This window comes from Streptomyces sp. NPDC058620 (assembly GCF_042717135.1).
Lineage (GTDB): Bacteria > Actinomycetota > Actinomycetes > Streptomycetales > Streptomycetaceae > Streptomyces.
Genome location: NZ_JBHXQO010000012.1, coordinates 44,667 through 60,684, shown reverse-complemented (window position 1 = coordinate 60,684; position 16,018 = coordinate 44,667). Strand labels below are relative to the sequence as shown.

The 16,018-nt window shown below is 68.4% G+C and carries 16 protein-coding genes and 2 pseudogenes; 10 read left to right on the top strand and 8 right to left on the bottom strand.

The features are described from left to right. The first annotated feature begins 29 nt into the window (after positions 1–29). Together ACFWSK_RS14770 and ACFWSK_RS14765 are read left to right on the top strand one after the other, a co-directional pair. A complete protein-coding gene (locus tag ACFWSK_RS14770) occupies positions 30–1,256 on the top strand; it encodes a sensor histidine kinase (RefSeq protein ID WP_383785040.1) in 1,227 nt (408 codons plus the stop codon). Beyond that, positions 1,253–1,969, top strand: a complete 717-nt coding sequence (locus ACFWSK_RS14765; RefSeq protein WP_383785037.1) for a response regulator — start codon at positions 1,253–1,255, stop codon at positions 1,967–1,969. The genes ACFWSK_RS14770 and ACFWSK_RS14765 overlap by 4 nt, the downstream gene beginning before the upstream one ends. 132 nt (positions 1,970–2,101) lie before the next feature. Here the strand turns inward: ACFWSK_RS14765 and ACFWSK_RS14760 are convergent, their stop codons facing one another. After that, positions 2,102–3,160, bottom strand: a complete 1,059-nt coding sequence (locus tag ACFWSK_RS14760; protein WP_383785035.1) for a VWA domain-containing protein — start codon at positions 3,158–3,160, stop codon at positions 2,102–2,104. Between the two features lie 472 nt (positions 3,161–3,632). On the opposite strand from ACFWSK_RS14760, the gene ACFWSK_RS14755 reads away from it, so the two are divergent. Further along, complete coding sequence (locus ACFWSK_RS14755; RefSeq protein ID WP_383785032.1) at positions 3,633–3,794, top strand: hypothetical protein; 162 nt, start codon at positions 3,633–3,635, stop codon at positions 3,792–3,794. 63 nt (positions 3,795–3,857) lie between these two features. Further along, positions 3,858–4,253, top strand: a complete 396-nt coding sequence (locus ACFWSK_RS14750) for a hypothetical protein (protein ID WP_383785030.1) — start codon at positions 3,858–3,860, stop codon at positions 4,251–4,253. 157 nt (positions 4,254–4,410) lie between these two features. On the opposite strand, the gene ACFWSK_RS14745 is transcribed toward ACFWSK_RS14750, so the two are convergent. The 4 genes from ACFWSK_RS14745 to ACFWSK_RS14730 all read right to left on the bottom strand — a co-directional run bounded on the left by ACFWSK_RS14745 (position 4,411) and on the right by ACFWSK_RS14730 (position 7,390). Then, positions 4,411–5,010, bottom strand: coding sequence for a GNAT family N-acetyltransferase (locus ACFWSK_RS14745; protein WP_383785027.1), 600 nt, complete (start codon positions 5,008–5,010; stop codon positions 4,411–4,413). A gap of 113 nt (positions 5,011–5,123) precedes the next feature. Continuing rightward, positions 5,124–5,864, bottom strand: a complete 741-nt coding sequence (locus ACFWSK_RS14740) for a class I SAM-dependent DNA methyltransferase (protein WP_383785025.1) — start codon at positions 5,862–5,864, stop codon at positions 5,124–5,126. A gap of 145 nt (positions 5,865–6,009) precedes the next feature. Then, positions 6,010–6,537 (bottom strand): hypothetical protein, encoded by a 528-nt coding sequence (locus tag ACFWSK_RS14735; RefSeq protein ID WP_383785022.1) that lies wholly within the window; start codon positions 6,535–6,537, stop codon positions 6,010–6,012. 169 nt (positions 6,538–6,706) lie between these two features. Next, positions 6,707–7,390 carry an isochorismatase family protein gene (locus ACFWSK_RS14730; protein WP_383785020.1) on the bottom strand — a complete coding sequence of 228 codons (684 nt, stop codon included), beginning with the start codon at positions 7,388–7,390 and terminating at the stop codon, positions 6,707–6,709. Positions 7,391–7,880: 490 nt separating this feature from the next. Between ACFWSK_RS14730 and ACFWSK_RS14725 the strand changes: the two genes are divergently transcribed. After that, positions 7,881–9,110 (top strand): PQQ-binding-like beta-propeller repeat protein, encoded by a 1,230-nt coding sequence (locus ACFWSK_RS14725; protein ID WP_383785018.1) that lies wholly within the window; start codon positions 7,881–7,883, stop codon positions 9,108–9,110. A gap of 235 nt (positions 9,111–9,345) precedes the next feature. After that, positions 9,346–9,963 (top strand): TOPRIM nucleotidyl transferase/hydrolase domain-containing protein, encoded by a 618-nt coding sequence (locus tag ACFWSK_RS14720; protein ID WP_383785015.1) that lies wholly within the window; start codon positions 9,346–9,348, stop codon positions 9,961–9,963. A gap of 12 nt (positions 9,964–9,975) precedes the next feature. On the opposite strand, the gene ACFWSK_RS14715 is transcribed toward ACFWSK_RS14720, so the two are convergent. Then, a complete protein-coding gene (locus ACFWSK_RS14715) occupies positions 9,976–11,421 on the bottom strand; it encodes an MFS transporter (protein ID WP_383785339.1) in 1,446 nt (481 codons plus the stop codon). Between the two features lie 50 nt (positions 11,422–11,471). After that, on the bottom strand, positions 11,472–12,206 hold the full coding sequence (locus ACFWSK_RS14710) for a TetR/AcrR family transcriptional regulator (RefSeq protein ID WP_383785013.1): 735 nt from the start codon (positions 12,204–12,206) through the stop codon (positions 11,472–11,474). A 70-nt stretch (positions 12,207–12,276) separates the two neighbouring features. Between ACFWSK_RS14710 and ACFWSK_RS14705 the strand changes: the two genes are divergently transcribed. Further along, on the top strand, positions 12,277–12,444 hold the full coding sequence (locus ACFWSK_RS14705; protein ID WP_383785010.1) for a hypothetical protein: 168 nt from the start codon (positions 12,277–12,279) through the stop codon (positions 12,442–12,444). Further along, a pseudogene (locus ACFWSK_RS14700) lies at positions 12,387–12,572 on the top strand (hypothetical protein); the annotation flags it as partial. The gene ACFWSK_RS14705 and the pseudogene ACFWSK_RS14700, both read left to right, overlap by 58 nt. A 56-nt stretch (positions 12,573–12,628) precedes the next feature. Here the strand turns inward: ACFWSK_RS14700 and ACFWSK_RS14695 are convergent. Next, positions 12,629–12,763: pseudogene (locus ACFWSK_RS14695) on the bottom strand (family 1 glycosylhydrolase); the annotation flags it as partial. Between the two features lie 204 nt (positions 12,764–12,967). Between ACFWSK_RS14695 and ACFWSK_RS14690 the strand changes: the two are divergent. Together ACFWSK_RS14690 and ACFWSK_RS14685 are read left to right on the top strand one after the other, a co-directional pair. Next, a complete protein-coding gene (locus ACFWSK_RS14690) occupies positions 12,968–13,945 on the top strand; it encodes an ROK family protein (protein WP_383785336.1) in 978 nt (325 codons plus the stop codon). A gap of 362 nt (positions 13,946–14,307) precedes the next feature. Beyond that, a complete protein-coding gene (locus ACFWSK_RS14685; RefSeq protein WP_383785007.1) occupies positions 14,308–15,930 on the top strand; it encodes a cellulase family glycosylhydrolase in 1,623 nt (540 codons plus the stop codon). The last annotated feature ends 88 nt before the right edge of the window (positions 15,931–16,018 follow it).

The window sequence follows — 16,018 nt, the reverse complement described above, 5'->3', positions numbered from 1 at the left end:
GGGGGAGGGCGGACACAGGGGGAACAGACATGCTCAGCATTCGACACATCGGGCCCAACGATGCCCGGGAACCGCTGCACATCGACAGCGCCGAGCCGCCGTGGACGCGTAACGACGCACTCGTGACCGGCGGGGCCTGCGTGATGAACCTGCTCAGCTACGTGTTCGTCAACGACCCCGACGGACAGCACGACGTGAGGGTGGCCGGATTTCTCCTCGTCGCGCTGACGGCCCTGCCGCTGCTCGCCCGGCGCAGCCACCCGGTGGCGGCGCTCGCCGCCGTACTGGCACTCGACGCGACGGCCGCCCTGGCCGTACCGCTGCCCAGCCACTTCGGTGCCGTCCTGGTGGTCGCCCTGTACTCGGTCGCCAGGGCCTGCCCCGGCCGGGTGACGGCGGTCGCGGCCGTCGCGACGGTGTCGCTGACGCTGCTGAGCCAGAGCGACGGATGGGTTCCACCCTGGCAGGACGCCGTTTCCTCGCCCCTCAGCACCCTGATCGTCGTCGGCACCGCCATGGCGGTCAACCGCTGGCAGCGGGAGGTGGCGGCCAACCGGAGACTCCTTGCCGACCGTGCGGTGGCCGACGAACGCCGCCGCATCGCACGGGAGCTGCACGACATCGTGGCTCACCACATCACCACCATGCAGCTGATGGCCGGTGGAGCCCGGGCCAACCTCGCCGAACCGGAGGTGGTCCGGGACGCACTGGTCACCCTTGAGGCATCCGGGCGGCTCGCGCTGCGCGAGATGCGCCAACTCCTGGACGTGCTGCGGTCCGACGACGAAACGGAGGCCGCGCCGTCGCTGCCCCAGCCCGGTGTCGACGACCTCGACGGCCTGGTCGCCGAGTCCCGCCTTGCCGGACTGCCGACCGAGTTGAGCGTCCGCGGGCCGCAGCGCCCGCTGCCGCCGACCGTCGGCCTCACGGTGTTCAGGATCGCCCAGGAGGCCCTCACCAACACCCGGAAGTACGCGGGGGCCGCCCGGGCGACCGTGCAACTGACGTACCACCAGGAGCGGATCACCGTCGAGGTGCGGGACGACGGCGGAGGCGCACCGCCGCAGGAGGGGGCGTCGGCGGTGGGCTCGGGCGGTTACGGCCTCATCGGCATGCGCGAGCGCGTCGCCCTGCACGGCGGCACCCTCACCGTCGGCCCGCAGGCCGATGGGGGATTCGCCGTGGTGGCCGACCTGCCGCTGACCACGGACGAGGCGGCCGAGGCTGCCGTCCAGCACGACGGGGTACACCGATGACCGGGACCGGGCCGACGCCGCCGAGGATCAGGGTGCTGATCGTGGACGACCAGCCGCTGGTGCGGCGCGGCCTGTCGCTGATCCTCGCCCCCGACCCGTCCTTCGATGTGGTGGGCGAGGCCGAGAACGGCGCGCAGGCCGTCACTCTCGCCGGCCAACTGCGCCCCGATGTCGTGGTGATGGACATCCGGATGCCCGTTCTCGACGGGGTCGCCGCGACCCGGGAACTCGCCTCCACCGTGCCCGACTGCCGGGTCCTGGCACTCAGCACCTTCGACATGGACGAGTACGTCGTGGGCGCGCTGCGCGCCGGAGCCTACGGGTTCCTGCCCAAGGACAGCTCCCCGGAGGACCTGAGCGCGGCGATCCGCACCGTCCACGCCGGCGAGGCCGCCGTCGCGCCGCGCCTGCTTACCCGGCTGATCTCCACCTACGTACGGGCACCCCACGGCGCGCGGCCGGCCCCCACCGGCCTGGGTGAACTCACGCCCCGCGAGGTCGAGGTGTGGCATCTGATGGCCACCGGCCTCGACAACACCGAGATCTCCCGCGCCCTGGACATCAGCCTCTCCACGGTCAAGAACTACATCACCAGCATCTTCGACAAGCTCGCCGTCCGCGACCGCGCGCAGGCGGTCATCGCGGCCTACGAATCGGGCCTGGTCACGGCCCGCGGGGCAGCGGGGGACCGGCCCGGCGTGATCACGCCGTAGCATCGCCCCCTGGGCGCGACACGAGGATCTGACCCGCTCGTCGGAACCCTCGCAGTCCGTCAACACCTCTACGGGATGTGGTCCGGCCTGCCTCGGCGCTGGTGATCGTGGCGATAGCCCGTTTCGTGAAGGTCAGAGCATGATGAGCAGGCGCGTCTTCGGCTTGAGCTTCCTGTTCACCGAGCGACTCTGGACGTATACCTCCAACTTGGGATTACGCCCCGCCTTCACGGAGACGGTCCCCTGAATACCCGTGCCGAACAGAAGACTGCGCGCCGCGTCGCCCGTGTATGCGCGGTCCGTGTCCTTCTCGACCACGATGACTTCCTTGTCGGGCTGGACCTGAACCCGTGTGCCCAGCTGGTAGTAACACGACCCGCGTTCGTACGTCACGCCCGGATGCGAATCAACGAAGGATCGAATCTCGACCTCCGTATCGACCTTCAGGAGTCGATACCTGTCGGCCGGGACCGGTTCGAGGTTCGCCCGCACGTCGTCCACCGATATGTCCTGGCCGACCGCGAACAGGTTCTTCGTGCCGCGCACGCCCTGCTCGCGGCCACGGAGGAAGCTGGTGGCGGCGGCGCGCACGGTACCGATCGCCTCCTCGACACCCTCCTGGGAATCCGCATCCCAGATGGCGATGTTTCCGGCCGGGAAGCCGTAGTTCTGGGCCGTTCGCTTCGCCAGGGAGTTCGGAACGAGGATCGCGGAAGTCCAGTGGCCCGGAAGCGCACCCATCTTCGCCGCGATCTTGTCGAGCCAGGGACCGAGGATGGTCATGTCGCCGTCATGCCGCCTGTCGCCTCCGGAGGCGTTCTCCTCGCCGTCCGTCACCACGATCTGGAGGAAGCTGTGCTCGCCGTACGCCTCCCAGATGTGGCCCAGGTCGTCCAGGGACTTCAGAGAGGCCTCGATGAGTGCCGTAGCGCCGTTGTTGACCTTGTACAGGCCCCGCATGGACGGCAGGTGCTTCACGTCCATGTCCCAGACCAGGTTCTCCACCTTGTGGTCGAAGGAGTAGAGACTGATCCGGGTTTCATGACCGAGACTGTCCGACTCGGCCTTCAATCCCGCCACGAACTCGTCGACAACACGGATGAGTTGGCTCTGGTGCTGATGCATGGAACCTGAACAGTCCACTACCAGTGCGACGTGATTCACCTTGTGCTGGATCTTGTTGGTGGACACGTTTGTGCTCCTTCTCCGAGCTCCCCGAGTGATGACTTCACACTATGGGGAGGCACTGACAACGGAGTTTGCCGGACGATCACCCTGCGCTCCCCAGCAGACCCACTGGCGCAGCTCCTGGCCGAAGTTCCCCCGCCGACCCGAACGGCAGGTCGTACGTCATCGACTGGGCCCGCACCAACCTCCTCGCCGGCACCACCCCGGCCGTGGTCATCGCGCCCGACGGTGAGGAAATCCCCCTGACCGGACGCCCCGACGTGATCTGGGCCCTGATGAACCTGTTGGCATCCCACGGTCTTTCGATCCCGACTCCTGTCCTTGACCTACGCACGCGCCGGATGGGCGTTGGCAGGGACGTGGTTGGAGGTAGTGCAGGGCAGGGCTGCGGAACGGGCGAGTCGGCAGCGTTCGGCTCCGTCAGCCGACGGTGGTCACAGCGCGGTGGCGTACTGGGCGTGCGCGGTTCATGCAGATGAGCAGCACGAACACCTTCCAGAGTCACAACCCGGTCCTCCACACGGTGCTGCGCGTCCAGCCGGCAAACGGCACGCCCCCGTTCGACGCCGCCCGACGGCTGACGGTGCCGACGGACTATCTCGCGGACCTGCACCGCACCAGGGAGGTCGTCGTATAAAGCGTGCCTCGGAAGTGGAACCCGCCAAGGTTGAGATCAGGGTGGGTTACTAGAGTCAGCTGCATGGCAACACCAGTGCTTCAAGCAGTTGAGGCGGACGGGACGACCTGGGACGACCCGTCCGAGGAACAGCTACACGACCTGTTGGCGGACATGAGCCTTGCATGGCGATTTGTCGTCGTGAGGCGGCTCGACTTGGAACCCGCCGACCAGCACTACATGCAGGTGTATCTCAACGACGACCTGAGCTATCAGGTGGAATACCGCGAGGGAGGGCCGGACAAGCACTTCCAGGCATGGGTACCCCGTGAGCACGAGGTCTTCGCAGTGGAACCTGTGGCTGAGGTGCTCCAGGGCTGGGCCTGCGGGCGGTCAGGTTGGCGTGAGGCTCTTTCCTGGGTCCCGTGGTCACCCGCAGAGTCATGCGCCCGTCACCACCCCCTCACAGCCACTCGTTGATGGCTGCGACCAGAACAGTTGCTTGCTAGCGCACGGATGGTTTGTGTACCTAGTGGCCACGGCTCGGTGCCCCTTGAGGCGGTTGATGCCGCACTCGACCGCATGCCTGGCCTCGCAGTCTGCTTGAGACGGCGGGTCGGCCGCAAGTGTCTCTCGATCAGCCGCGTTCGAAACAGTGGAAGTGGCCGATGCCGGAGAAACCGCGGCGCTCGTACCAATGACGGGGCCAGTCCGTCGCGTCGGCGGTCAGGAACCGGGTACCGCAGTCCCCATCGACAGCCTGGCGCAGCGCGGTGGTCAGGACAGCCTCGGCATGGCCGCGCCTGAGATGGGCCTCCGAGGTGACCAGGTCCTCGATCTGGGCGATTCCGGCTGCCGGGTCCATATAGAGGTCGGTCCATGAGGCGACCTCGCCTTCCTCCGTGCGGGCACCGATGAACCGAACGATGTCGGCCCCGCGTCGGCGAGCCTCGCGACGATCGACAAGATGGCGTACGACCTCCTCGTCGACACCAGAGTGGTCGTCGTGCCCTTCTCCAGCAGTGCACGGGCGGCTCGCCGAACCAGCCCATACGCTGACTCGGCGATGGAGGATCCCGCGCTGATACGGGCGGCTCCCGCCTCGGCGAACTCGGACACGGGTAGTGCGCCGGGGCCGGCCAGGACATTCACCGGCAGGAGTTGAGCCCGCGAGCGTCCTGACCGTCTCGGCGTCCGGTGCGCCGAGAACGAAGATGCCGTCCGCCGGCCGTCGCATAGGCGCGGGCGCGGGCGAGCGTCTCGTCCAGCCAGGCTGTGCGGTCACCGGGCGGCAGGCGGTGCGTGAGTTTCAGGACAGGCACGGCTCAGTCGACAGCCCGGGGGCCGACCTCAGATTGGCTTGCGCCATACGGAGATGTGCTTCGTGGAGTCCTGGGTGAACGGCGCCCCGTCCCAGTCCGCGACGCGACGTTCCAGCTCCAGCCCAGCGATCCGTGCCATCAGGTCGAGCTCCGCCGGCCAGGCATACCTGTGCCGGGAGGTGTCGCGACGGTAGCGGCCGTCGTCGCCATCGCGGGTGAAATGGTGCGAGACGAGAACCTGCTCGACCAGGTCGAAGGTGTCGAAGCCGAGATGCTGCTCGGAGACGTCGAACGGCACCGCGACCTGGCCGGGCGGCAGGAACCGCAGCGGTGGCACGCCCAGCTCGATGACGAATCGGCCGCCGGGCTCCAGATGACGTGCGGCGTTGCGGAAGCACTCGACCTGCTCGTCCTGCGTGAGCAGGTTCGTGATGGTGTTGTAGACGAGATAGACCAGGGTGAACTCACCGGGGACGACAGTGGTGGCCATGTCCCCGATGGATACCGGAAGCATGACCTCGTCGATCTTGCGCCGCAGCACCGCTGCCATGTGCTCGGACAGTTCGATGCCCACTACCGGCACGCCGTGTTCCCGGAGCGGGACGCCTACCCGTCCGGTCCCGATGGCGAACTCCAACGCACGGCCATCTCCCGCGAGCTCTGACAGGAAGGCGAGAGTGGGTTCGAGAACGGCAGCCGAGGACGCTTCGGCCTCCTCGGCGTCGTAGCGGTCGGCGGTCGCACGGGTCCACAGCTCACTGCTCGTCACGGGCGGCCACTCTGCCGGGTACCAATGGGTGCTGTCGACGCATTTACCTTCCACCGGCCCCGATCACACCGTTCGGGGCGAGCCGGTCCGGATCATGAATTGCGGAGTGATCCAACCACCTTGAAGATCATTTCGGTGGGGGTTCTCAACCCACCCACCCCCGCAGCAACGCCTCCCGCTCCGCCCTCCGAGGCGAACTTCCCTCCCACGCGCGGCCCCATTCCGACATCGCCGCCAGCGTCGTGGCCATCGTCGCGGCGCCCTCCGTGAGGCGGGACAGGAGGGCTCTGGAGAGATCGACCTCTGTCGGTGAGTAGCCAACGGCTGCGGCCGCGTAGGCCGACAACTCGTGGTCACCATCGGGTGATTCCATGCACACCGTCATCATGACCGGGGCCTCGTCCACCCATCCTGGACCGACGGTCATGGCCAGGTTCATCACCGTGTCCAGAGCCACGTCCCTCAACGCGCCGACCTGCCGCTTCAAGGACTTCACGGGAACGTCCGCCACCGTCAGGGCGTGCACGTCCTCCCACAGGTGGTAGCCGGCCTGCCCGTCCCCGAGGGCCACGACGCCCTCGGGGGTCAGGCGTACCCCGGGAGCCAGGCCGGACGGCTTCGCGCCTATGTACACGTCGCCCTCGACGATCCAGAACAGGCCCACCATGGCCATGGTTGCTCACTTCCCCCGACGACAGCAACGCCGTCGTGTCACATATCAAACGATCAGGTCGCCTTCGGCAACGTGCGAAAGATCCGTGAAGTTCCCGCTTTTCCCGTAGCCACACGCGCTGCCCGGACTGCTGGCGGTGTCTCTCCGGCCGTCACGGGCCGCCGACCCCTCAGACCGTCTCGCCGCTCTCTATCAGTGCGATCACGTCTCTTGTCGGTCGCACGTCTCCGAACGACCGATAGATCGTATGCAGGGTCGCGTTGTGGTCCTGGTCCCGCCCGGTGGCGTTCGCGTCGGCCACCATGACCACCCGATAGCCAAGCGTCCAGGCATCACGTGCGGAGGATTCGCAGCACACGTTGGTGACCGTGCCGGTGATCAGGACGGCATTGATTCCGCGCTCACGGAGGAGTTCAGGGAGCGGGCAGCGGCCGGGGAAGAAGGCGCTGGGTGCGGTTTTCTCCACCATGAAGTCCTCCGTGACCGGGGTGAAGCCCTGCCAGAGTCTGTCCGTGAGCGGTCCGGTGCCGCCGGAATTACGGAACATCTCGGCTGCTTCCGGCCCGTGGAACTCGTCGCCGACTTCAGTGCGCTCCGTGCGGGCAGGCAGAACCCAGGCGACGGTTCCGCCGGCGCTGCGGAGCGTGTCGGCGAGGTGCTGGATGTTCGTGGTGATGCCGCGTGCGTAGGGGTTGGCGTCGACGAAGAACGGCACCATGTCGATCACCACCAGTGCTGTGCGGGCCGGTTCGAGGGTGGTGTACGCGAACCGGCGTCCACGTCGCTCTTCCTGGCGCCGGTACTCCCGGTCGTCGATGCGCCATGCGTGAACGAGGGACTCTGTCTCTGTCACGGTGGTGCTCCTGTCAGTCGCGGTGCGGGTGGAGCATGCTCGTCATGTCGGAGTGGGCCGGTACCCGCGTCCATGCGCCGGCTGACGATGTGAAGGCGTTCGGGGAGGTCGACGGTCGGGGGGCGAGTGGGTGGTGGATGGTGATGAGCCGGTCCCCTGGCTCATCAAGGCCCGACCCGGCGTAAATGCACCTGAAGCAACGCGTTGGTCCGGACCCGGTCAGTTCACCCACAACCCTGCCCGAACCACGCCGATCCCGACAGGCTGGAACGCGGCGCTTCCGTGCCAGGCGGTGTCCCCGGGCATTGCAACCGCACACTCTGCTGGGCTCCGTATCTCCCCGGCGTCCTGTGACGCGATGACGAGAGCTTCACAGCACTGTCCCGATCATGTACCACCCAGCGCCCGGCTGAAAGTCGACGGTTAGTCTTTCGGCGCTGAAGACGTCCGAGGAATGTCGTCACAGCCGGACGAATGCGGGGGAACAGACATGAGCACAAGCAACGGTCGATCGGTGTCGCGCAGGCAGATACTCAGGCTCGCCGGGACAGGGCTGGGGCTCGCCGTCATAGGGGCCGGAGCAGTGGGGTGCGGTCCCGAGGACCCGGCTGACAAGCCGGTGGGCAGCGCGAAGCCGAGCGGGGGCAAGAACGGTGACGCCTTCACCACTCCGCCTCCGGGCACCGCGCCCGAGCCCCTCTGGCAGGCGGACGCCGCGAACGACAATCTGGCCGGCATCCAGGCCCTCGTTGTGGTCGGGGACGTGGTCCTGGTGTCGGGCGACCCCCTGGTGGGACGGGATGTCGTCAGCGGCAAGGAGATGTGGTCGCGGGCAGGCATCACCACCCCCGGCGCCCGGCTCATCACGGGCGGCGGAACGCTGTACCTCTCCAGTGCCGAGTACGACGGCGACGTCGTGGGGCTGGACCCGGCCACCGGCAAGGAGACCTGGCGAAGCCGCCTGGGGAAGTCGTACCAGCAGCCGCGCCCGATGGCGGCCGACGACCGCCACGTCTACGTGCTCGCAGGCGTCCTGGAGAAGGACTTCTCGACGCCGACCAACGTGATCGCCGCGATCGACACGACCACCGGCAAGGTGGCCTGGAGCGAGAAGCGCGACGCGGGCACCGAGGAGCACGGCATCACCGCCTCGGTCGTCGGCAAGCGCCTCGTGTACACGGACTACCGGGAGAACCTGACCGTCCGCGACACGACGACGGGCCGACAGGTGTGGACGAAGAAGATCGGCAAGTCCAACTACCGCCGTTTCGCCCTCCACGAGGATGTGGTGATCGTGGCGGACGGGCAGCGGCTGCGGGCGTTCGACCTGGCGTCAGGCAAGGAACGCTGGTCCCTGGCGACGGAGGAGTTCAGCCTGTTCAAGGACCCGCAGGTGCTGGACGGGGTGCTCTACGCGTCCGACAGTGTGCGTGGCCTGTGGGCGGTGAACCCCGCCACGGGTAAGCAGATCTGGCACAACGAGGACCTGCTGGAGTCGGCGGCGCACGCATGGCAGTTCGCCAAGGTGGGCGGCACCCTGTACGGCGCGACCGAGTTCGACGACGAGGGCGGCGTGCACGCCTTCGACGCGGCGACCGGCAAGCTGCGGTGGACGTACAACGACAAGACCGGCGACATTCAGCAGTGGTACGTCATGGCGGCGGGCAAGCGGCTTGCCGTGATGCACGGGAAGCGGCTGTACGCACTGCCCGCAGTGTGAACCGACGCGCCACCGCCCGGCTTCCCGCCGGCCCCCGTTCACGTAGGAGGAGTGAAGACGGCGTCCTCTCGTCGCAGTCAGCAGGTGCGGGGAGGCGCTCCCCTTCGCTGCCGCCCTGGGCTGTACGCGGCGCCGGCTTCCTCTCTCGTCCGCCCTGTCGTGCCCGGCTGTTCCCCGCCGGCCGACCCGGCGGAATTCGCTACCCTGCCGGCCGGGAAAGACGGAGACTCGTCCCATGGCTGACATGGATTCGTTTCGGCGGGCGGTCACCGCGTGGGCGGCCGGTGGCGCCGGTGACCCCGCGCGCGAGCTGGCCGGACAGTTGTCCGTCCGGGCAGCAGTCCTGCTTGAAGGGCCGAGCGACGTCGCAGCGGTCAGTGCGCTGGCCGCGAGCCGCGGCCGGGACCTGGCGGCCGAAGGAGTGTGCGTTCTGTCGATGGGCGGCGCGATGAGCGTCGGGCGCTTCGCCCAGCTCCTCGGGCCACCTGGCCTGGACCTCCGCCTCACGGGACTGTGCGACGAGGCGGAGCGCGGCTACTACGCCCGCGGCCTGGAACGGGCCGGTGCCGCGGAGCAGGAGTTCTTCGTCTGCACGGCGGATCTGGAGGACGAACTCATCCGCGCACTGGGCGCAGCGCGGGTGGAGGAGCTCGTACGGGCGGAGGGGGACCTGCGCGCCCTGCAGACGTTCCTGCATCAGCCCGCACAGCGGGGCCGCACCTCGCAGCAGCAGTTGCGGCGCTTCCTCGGCACGAAGAAGGGGCGAAAGATCCGCTACGGCCACGTCCTCGTCGAGGCGCTCGATCCCGAGCGCGTACCCGCACCACTCGACGGCTTGTTCGCCGGTCTGTGACGGTCGGCGACGTCAGTCGCGGACTCGGCAGAAGAGCTCGGGCGAGCGCCGGCCACTGCCGGCCGCGACGCACCGGCCTCGACGCGCGGCACCCCACAGCCGCCCGCGTCCGACGTCGTGAACGGGCCGCGGTGGCAGCAGCACCGCCGGCAGCAGGCCGAGAGCGGCGAGGGCGGCAAGGACCAGCAGGGCGGAGCCCATCGCCGAGCCGGACATCGCCGGGGCCGGGCCCTCGCCCGGCGTGGTGAGGATGGACGGCCCCATGGGCATCATGCCCGCGGCGACGGCGATACCGAGGGTCGGGCCGACGTTCATGGCGGTCTGTTTGAGTCCGCCGACAACACCGGCGTATTCGGGTGGTGCCTCGCCGACCACGGTCCCGGTAGCCGTGACCATCACGGTGGTGAACCCCGCACCGAGGGCGGCGAAGACCACGCTCGTTGCCGTCCAATGGCTGGTCGGACCGATTCGGGACAACTCCACGATGGCGAGCACCACAAGGACTTGCCCCCCGATGACGGTGCGCCGCGGGCCGTACCGGCGCAGCACCACATGGGCGACGGGTGCGCCGAGGACCATCAGCGCGGTCAGTGGGAGGACCTGCAGGCCGCTGTCGAGCGGGCTGAGCCCCATGCCGTCCTGCAAGTAGAAGCTGGCCACGAACAGCGCCCCGAACATCCCGCCCGTAGTGAGGAGCAGGATCGCCATCGATGCCACCACGGGTGTCGAACGGGCGACCGCGGGCGGCACGACCGGCTGCGCGGTGCGACGTTCGCGCCCGACGACTCCCGCCGCGAGACCTGCGACGAGAACGAACCCGAGCAACGTCGGGGCAGCGGTCCACCCGTGCACCGGCACGCCGGCCAGGGTGTGCACCAGGACGGCGAGCATGGCCGCGAACAGAGCCGCCGTGGCGAGGTCGAACCGCCGGGCTCCGGAACGCGGCGGCGGCGTTGGCGCGCGGACCGCGAGGGTGAGGGCGGCGATGGTGAACGCGACCGGGATATTGATCAGGAACACGGCACGCCAGCCCAGTTGCGAGACCAGGACGCCCCCGAGCACGGGGCCGACGCCTGCGGCCACCCCGATCGCGCTCGTACGGATGGCGACCGCCGCGCCGAGTCGGTCAGCCGGATACACCAGCCTCAGCAGCGCGAGCGTCGCTGGTTGCAGGAGCGCGCCGAAGAAGCCCTGCGCGGTACGCAGTCCAATCACCCAGCCGACCCCGGGCGCGAGGGCGATGCCCGCCGAGGTCGCCCCGAAGCCGAGCACGCCGACGAACAACAGCCGCTCGTGCCCGTAGCGGTCTCCCAGGCGTCCGGCAATGACGAGAAACGCGGCGACCGCCAGGAGGTAGCCGGTACTGGTCCACTGCACCTGCGTCACGGTTGCCCGGAGGTCCCGCTGGAGGTCCGGCTGCGCCACGAGCAGCACCGTGCCGTCCAGCGCGACGATCATCGCGCCGCCCACACCTGCCAGGAGCGCGGTGCGCGGTCGTGCGGATGCCGTCACGAGTGCGTCGGGGAGAGATGGGCGTCCAGCACCGCCGTGACCAGCCGGTCGAGCCGCTCGGACGGGTCGAGTAGGTCGGCTCGGTCGGGTAGGTCGGCTCGGTCGGGTTGGTCGGCTCGGTCGGGTTGGTCGAGCCGGTCGCTCTCTGGCCCATCGCCTGGTGACTTGGCGCCCAGGGCGAGTTGCAGGCTGCCCCACGCCCACAGCTGTGCGACGCCGTGCAGGTTCGTCCACAGGGCCATGGCTGTCACGGCAGGCGGCAGTGCGGCGTCGATCGATGTACAGGACATGGGCGCCGCGTGCTCCGCCAGGTCACGGGTGACGAGCTCGACGATGTGTGTGAACAGCGGCAGAGTCGACTCGCGCAGGGGCGGCAGGTCCGATGTGTGCGTCTCACTGTCGAGCAGATCATGACGGAACATCAGCTCGAACATACCGCGGTGCTCCAACGCGTAGCGGAGGTAAGTCCGGGCGAGAGCCTCCAGTTGGCCCCTCGGTGACGCCGCGCTGCTCGTCGCAGCCGCGAATCGGGCACCCAGGTCCGCGAAGCCTCGCCGGGCGATCGCGGAGAGGAGGGCGTGGTGTGTGGGGAAATGCCGGCGCGGAGCGCCATGTGACACTCCCGCGCGGCGCGCGATCTCACGCAGCCCGAGTGAAGCGGGGCCGTCGGTCATGACGAGGTCCACTCCGACGTCGATCAGTCGTTCCCTGAGGGAGGTTTCGCGTTCCATAGACAGTGTCTACCAGTTTGCTGTAGACACTGTCTATGTCAATCGGTGGCATGACAGGGAGCAGGACACAGTGACGGACACCTACCCCACGCCGGACCTCGTCCGGGTCGCTTTCCCGGACGGTGGCACGACCGACCTCCAGGTGCACCGCACGACATCGCCCGATGCCGTGGCCGTTCTCTGCCTCCCCGCCATGGGCGTACGGGCGACTACTACCGCACACTCGCCCGCACGCTGACCGAGCACGGGTGTCACGCGGTGCTCGCCGACCATCGCGGAACCGGGCGCAGTTCGGTCCGGGCCTCCCGCGGGGTCTCCTTCGGTTACGCGGACATCCTGGAGACGGATCTCCCGGCCGTCGTCGAATCTCTCCGCAAGGAATTCGGCACCGACCGGATCCCCCTGGTCGGGCACAGCCTGGGCGGGCGCCGGGAGAACGTGCCCCAGGTGGACGGGCCGCGCCCGTCCTCCTGTGCAGCCCCTTCGATCTGGTGGGCAGCTGTGATGGCACCGAGGACGAAACCGGCTGGAAGTGGCGGGAACTGGTTCACGTTCATATGTCCTTCGGTAGTGGCTCATCAGGGTCGGAACACGCCAGATGATGGAGCGCTTCAGTTGATCTGTACAGGGGATTCAGATGGAGCTAGATCATGTTTGACTAAACGATGACTTAACTGAACTGGTTTACTAGACAACGTTGTCAACCCTGTGCAGAGTGTCTGCTGGACCACGGACTCGTGCTGACGGAAGGGCTGAACGTGATGGTGTACGGGGCACTCGATATCGGCGGGACGAAGATCTCCGGGGCGCTCGTCGATGCGGAAGGGCGCCTCTTGGCGCGGGCGCAACGAGCCACCCCGGCGCGGGAGTCGGGGGATGTGCTGATGGGGGCGGTGACTGCCGTCCTCGACGATCTGTCGCAGTTTCCCGCGTGGGCGGACCTCGCCTGTATGGGTATCGCGAGTGCGGGCCCTGTCGACACGACCGCCGGGACCGTGAGTCCGGTCAACATCCCCGGCTGGCGCGATTATCCGCTGGTGGACGAGGTGCGTGCGCATCCGCGCATGCCCGTCGGCATGAAGCCGCTGCTGGTGGGCGACGCGGTGGCGATGGCCGCCGCCGAGCACTGGACGGGCGCCGCCAGAGGTGTCGACAACGCACTCTGCATGGTGGTCTCCACCGGGGTGGGTGGCGGGTTGATCCTCAACGGCAGCCTCCATGCGGGGATTTCGGGGAACGCTGGTCACATCGGTCACATCTCCGTGGATCTGAACGGTCCGCTGTGTCCGTGCGGCGCACGGGGCTGTGTGGAGGGCTTCGCCAGCGGCACCGCGATCGCCGCCCATGCGCTCGCGTCCGGCTGGGTTCCTCCGGCAGGGCAGGCACCGACCGCGGCAGCTGTCGATGTGTCAGCGCGGGGTGGTGACGAGCGCGCCCTGGCGGCGTACGACCGGGCGGGGCAGGCACTGGCAGCCGCCATCGCGGCGACCATCGCACTCGTGGAACTCGACCTGGTGGTGATCGGGGGAGGAGTCTCCCAGGCCGGGGAGACCCTCTTCGGGCCGCTTCGCCGTCGTATGGACGAGTACGCGGTCCTCGACTTCGCCCGCAACGTACCGATCGTTCCGGCGGGCCTCGCCCTGGACGCCGGACTGATCGGCGCTGCCGCCGCCGGGGCCGCGGTGGCGGGGCTGTCCCGGGCCGGCGGTGCGACTCGCGTTCCTGCTCTCCGCCCGTAACGGGCTCCGTCGACACCTTTGCACAGCTAAAACGACATCTGAACTTAACCGGTTCGGTTCGAAGTGTTGTGCGGGTCGGAACGAGCCCATAATCTCTCTCTCAGCCGCCAGGCCGATCATTCAACTGGCTCTGCAATGCGCTCAGTTGAGCGTGAATATGCGCAGCTATCGGCGAGGTGGGCGCTTCCCGCTGTTCGGCGTGAGCCGCATCCCATGGCCGGACAGCGGGAAAACCCGGCTCGTGCCTCATTCGGAGAACGTCAACTCCGTAGGCGCCGGGGAGTTCAGCACCCTCCATACAGGAAATGCCGCACGCCCGTGCCATCGAGCCCGGCTGTGCGCGCACCGAGTTGGGAGCAAGGATGAGAAAGAAACTGGCCACCGCGGCGGGAGCGCTGCTGGCCGTCGTCGCCTCGATGTTCGCCGCTCCACCCGCCGCGCAGGCTGCGGAGCCGGCACCGGGGTTCCACGTCACTGCCGGCCGGCTGCTGGACGCGAACGGCAACGACTTCGTCCTCCGGGGCGTGAACCACGCCCACACGTGGTATCCGGGGCGTACCGAGCGGGCACTGGCCGACGTCAAGGCGCTGGGCGCCAACTCCGTTCGTGTCGTGCTGAGTACGGGCGACCGCTGGACGAAGAACGGCACGGCCGACGTCAAGGCCGTCGTCGCGCAGTGCCGGGCGAACCGACTCATCTGCGTCCTCGAAGCCCACGACACCACGGGCTACGGAGAGCAGAGCGGAGCGGTCTCCCTGGACCGCGCGGTCGACTACTGGATGGACGTCCAGGACGCGGTGAAGGGGCAGGAGAAGTACATCATCCTGAACCTCGGAAACGAGCCGCACGGAAACTCCGGATACGCCGCCTGGACCGCCGACACGTCGAATGCGATCGGGCGCATGCGCACCGCCGGATTCGAGCACACGCTCATGGTGGACGCGCCGAACTGGGGCCAGGACTGGTCGTTCACCATGCGCGACAACGCACCGAGTGTCTTCGCCGCGGACCCGAGGCGCAACACCGTCTTCTCCATTCACATGTACGGCGTCTTCGACACCGCACCCGAAGTCAGCGACTATCTGAACCGGTTCGTGTCCCGCGGCCTGCCCATTGTCGTAGGCGAGTTCGGTGACGCGCATTCCGACGGCAACCCGGACGAGGACGCCATCCTGGCCACCGCCGAGCAGCTCGGTCTCGGCTACCTCGGATGGTCGTGGAGCGGGAACGGCGGCGGCGTCGAGTACCTCGACATGGCCACCGGCTTCGACGCGAGCCGGCTGAGCCCCTGGGGCCAGCGCATCTTCAACGGTTCCAACGGCATCAAGCAGACCGCCGACGAGGCAAGCGTCTTCGGGGCGGCCACCGGAGACAACGAAGCACCCACCGCGCCCGGTGCCCCGTCCGCGTCCGAGGTGACCTCCAGCAGTGCCCGCCTCAGCTGGGCAGCGGCCACGGACAACACCGCGGTCACCGCCTACGACGTCGTACGGGTCGACGGCACCCAGGAGTCCCGGGTCACCACCACGACCACCACAAGCGCCGGTCTCAGCGGCCTGACCCCCGCCACCGGCCACACCTTCGCCGTGTACGCGCGTGACGCGGCCGGCAACCGCTCCCCGCGCTCCGCGACGGTGCGTGTCACCACCGTGGCAGGACCTGCCACGGGGAAATGCGCGGTCACCTACCGCCTCAGTGACTGGGGCCACCAGTTCAACGCCGACGTCACCATCCGCAACACCGGAACCGAAGCGATCAAGGGCTGGCGGCTCGATTTCGCCTTCCCGGGCAGCCAGACGCTCACGTCCTCCTGGAACGCGAAAGTCGTCCAGGACGGCAAGCAGCTGCGCGCCACGAACGAGTCGTGGACCGAGACCATCCCTGCCGGTGGCACGGTGAGCTTCGGGATGAGCGGCTCCTCCACCGGTTCGAACGGCATCCCGGCCGAGTTCAGCCTCAACAGCACCCTCTGTAGCCGGGGTTGATGCCCCCAGCGCTCCGCCGTGGGGCGCGCAGCGGCCTCCCCTCGTCGGCGTCCATGGCGGGGGAGGCCGTCGGCAGCACACCCGTACC

Coding starts and splice junctions, on each gene's coding strand:
- ACFWSK_RS14770 (WP_383785040.1), top strand. CDS start 30: ATGCTCAGCATTCGACACATCGGGCCCAACGATGCCCGGGAACCGCTG.
- ACFWSK_RS14765 (WP_383785037.1), top strand. CDS start 1,253: ATGACCGGGACCGGGCCGACGCCGCCGAGGATCAGGGTGCTGATCGTG.
- ACFWSK_RS14755 (WP_383785032.1), top strand. CDS start 3,633: ATGAGCAGCACGAACACCTTCCAGAGTCACAACCCGGTCCTCCACACG.
- ACFWSK_RS14750 (WP_383785030.1), top strand. CDS start 3,858: ATGGCAACACCAGTGCTTCAAGCAGTTGAGGCGGACGGGACGACCTGG.
- ACFWSK_RS14745 (WP_383785027.1), bottom strand. CDS start 5,010: ATGCGACGGCCGGCGGACGGCATCTTCGTTCTCGGCGCACCGGACGCC.
- ACFWSK_RS14735 (WP_383785022.1), bottom strand. CDS start 6,537: ATGGCCATGGTGGGCCTGTTCTGGATCGTCGAGGGCGACGTGTACATA.
- ACFWSK_RS14725 (WP_383785018.1), top strand. CDS start 7,881: ATGAGCACAAGCAACGGTCGATCGGTGTCGCGCAGGCAGATACTCAGG.
- ACFWSK_RS14720 (WP_383785015.1), top strand. CDS start 9,346: ATGGCTGACATGGATTCGTTTCGGCGGGCGGTCACCGCGTGGGCGGCC.
- ACFWSK_RS14715 (WP_383785339.1), bottom strand. CDS start 11,421: ATGATCGTCGCGCTGGACGGCACGGTGCTGCTCGTGGCGCAGCCGGAC.
- ACFWSK_RS14710 (WP_383785013.1), bottom strand. CDS start 12,206: ATGGAACGCGAAACCTCCCTCAGGGAACGACTGATCGACGTCGGAGTG.
- ACFWSK_RS14690 (WP_383785336.1), top strand. CDS start 12,968: ATGGTGTACGGGGCACTCGATATCGGCGGGACGAAGATCTCCGGGGCG.
- ACFWSK_RS14685 (WP_383785007.1), top strand. CDS start 14,308: ATGAGAAAGAAACTGGCCACCGCGGCGGGAGCGCTGCTGGCCGTCGTC.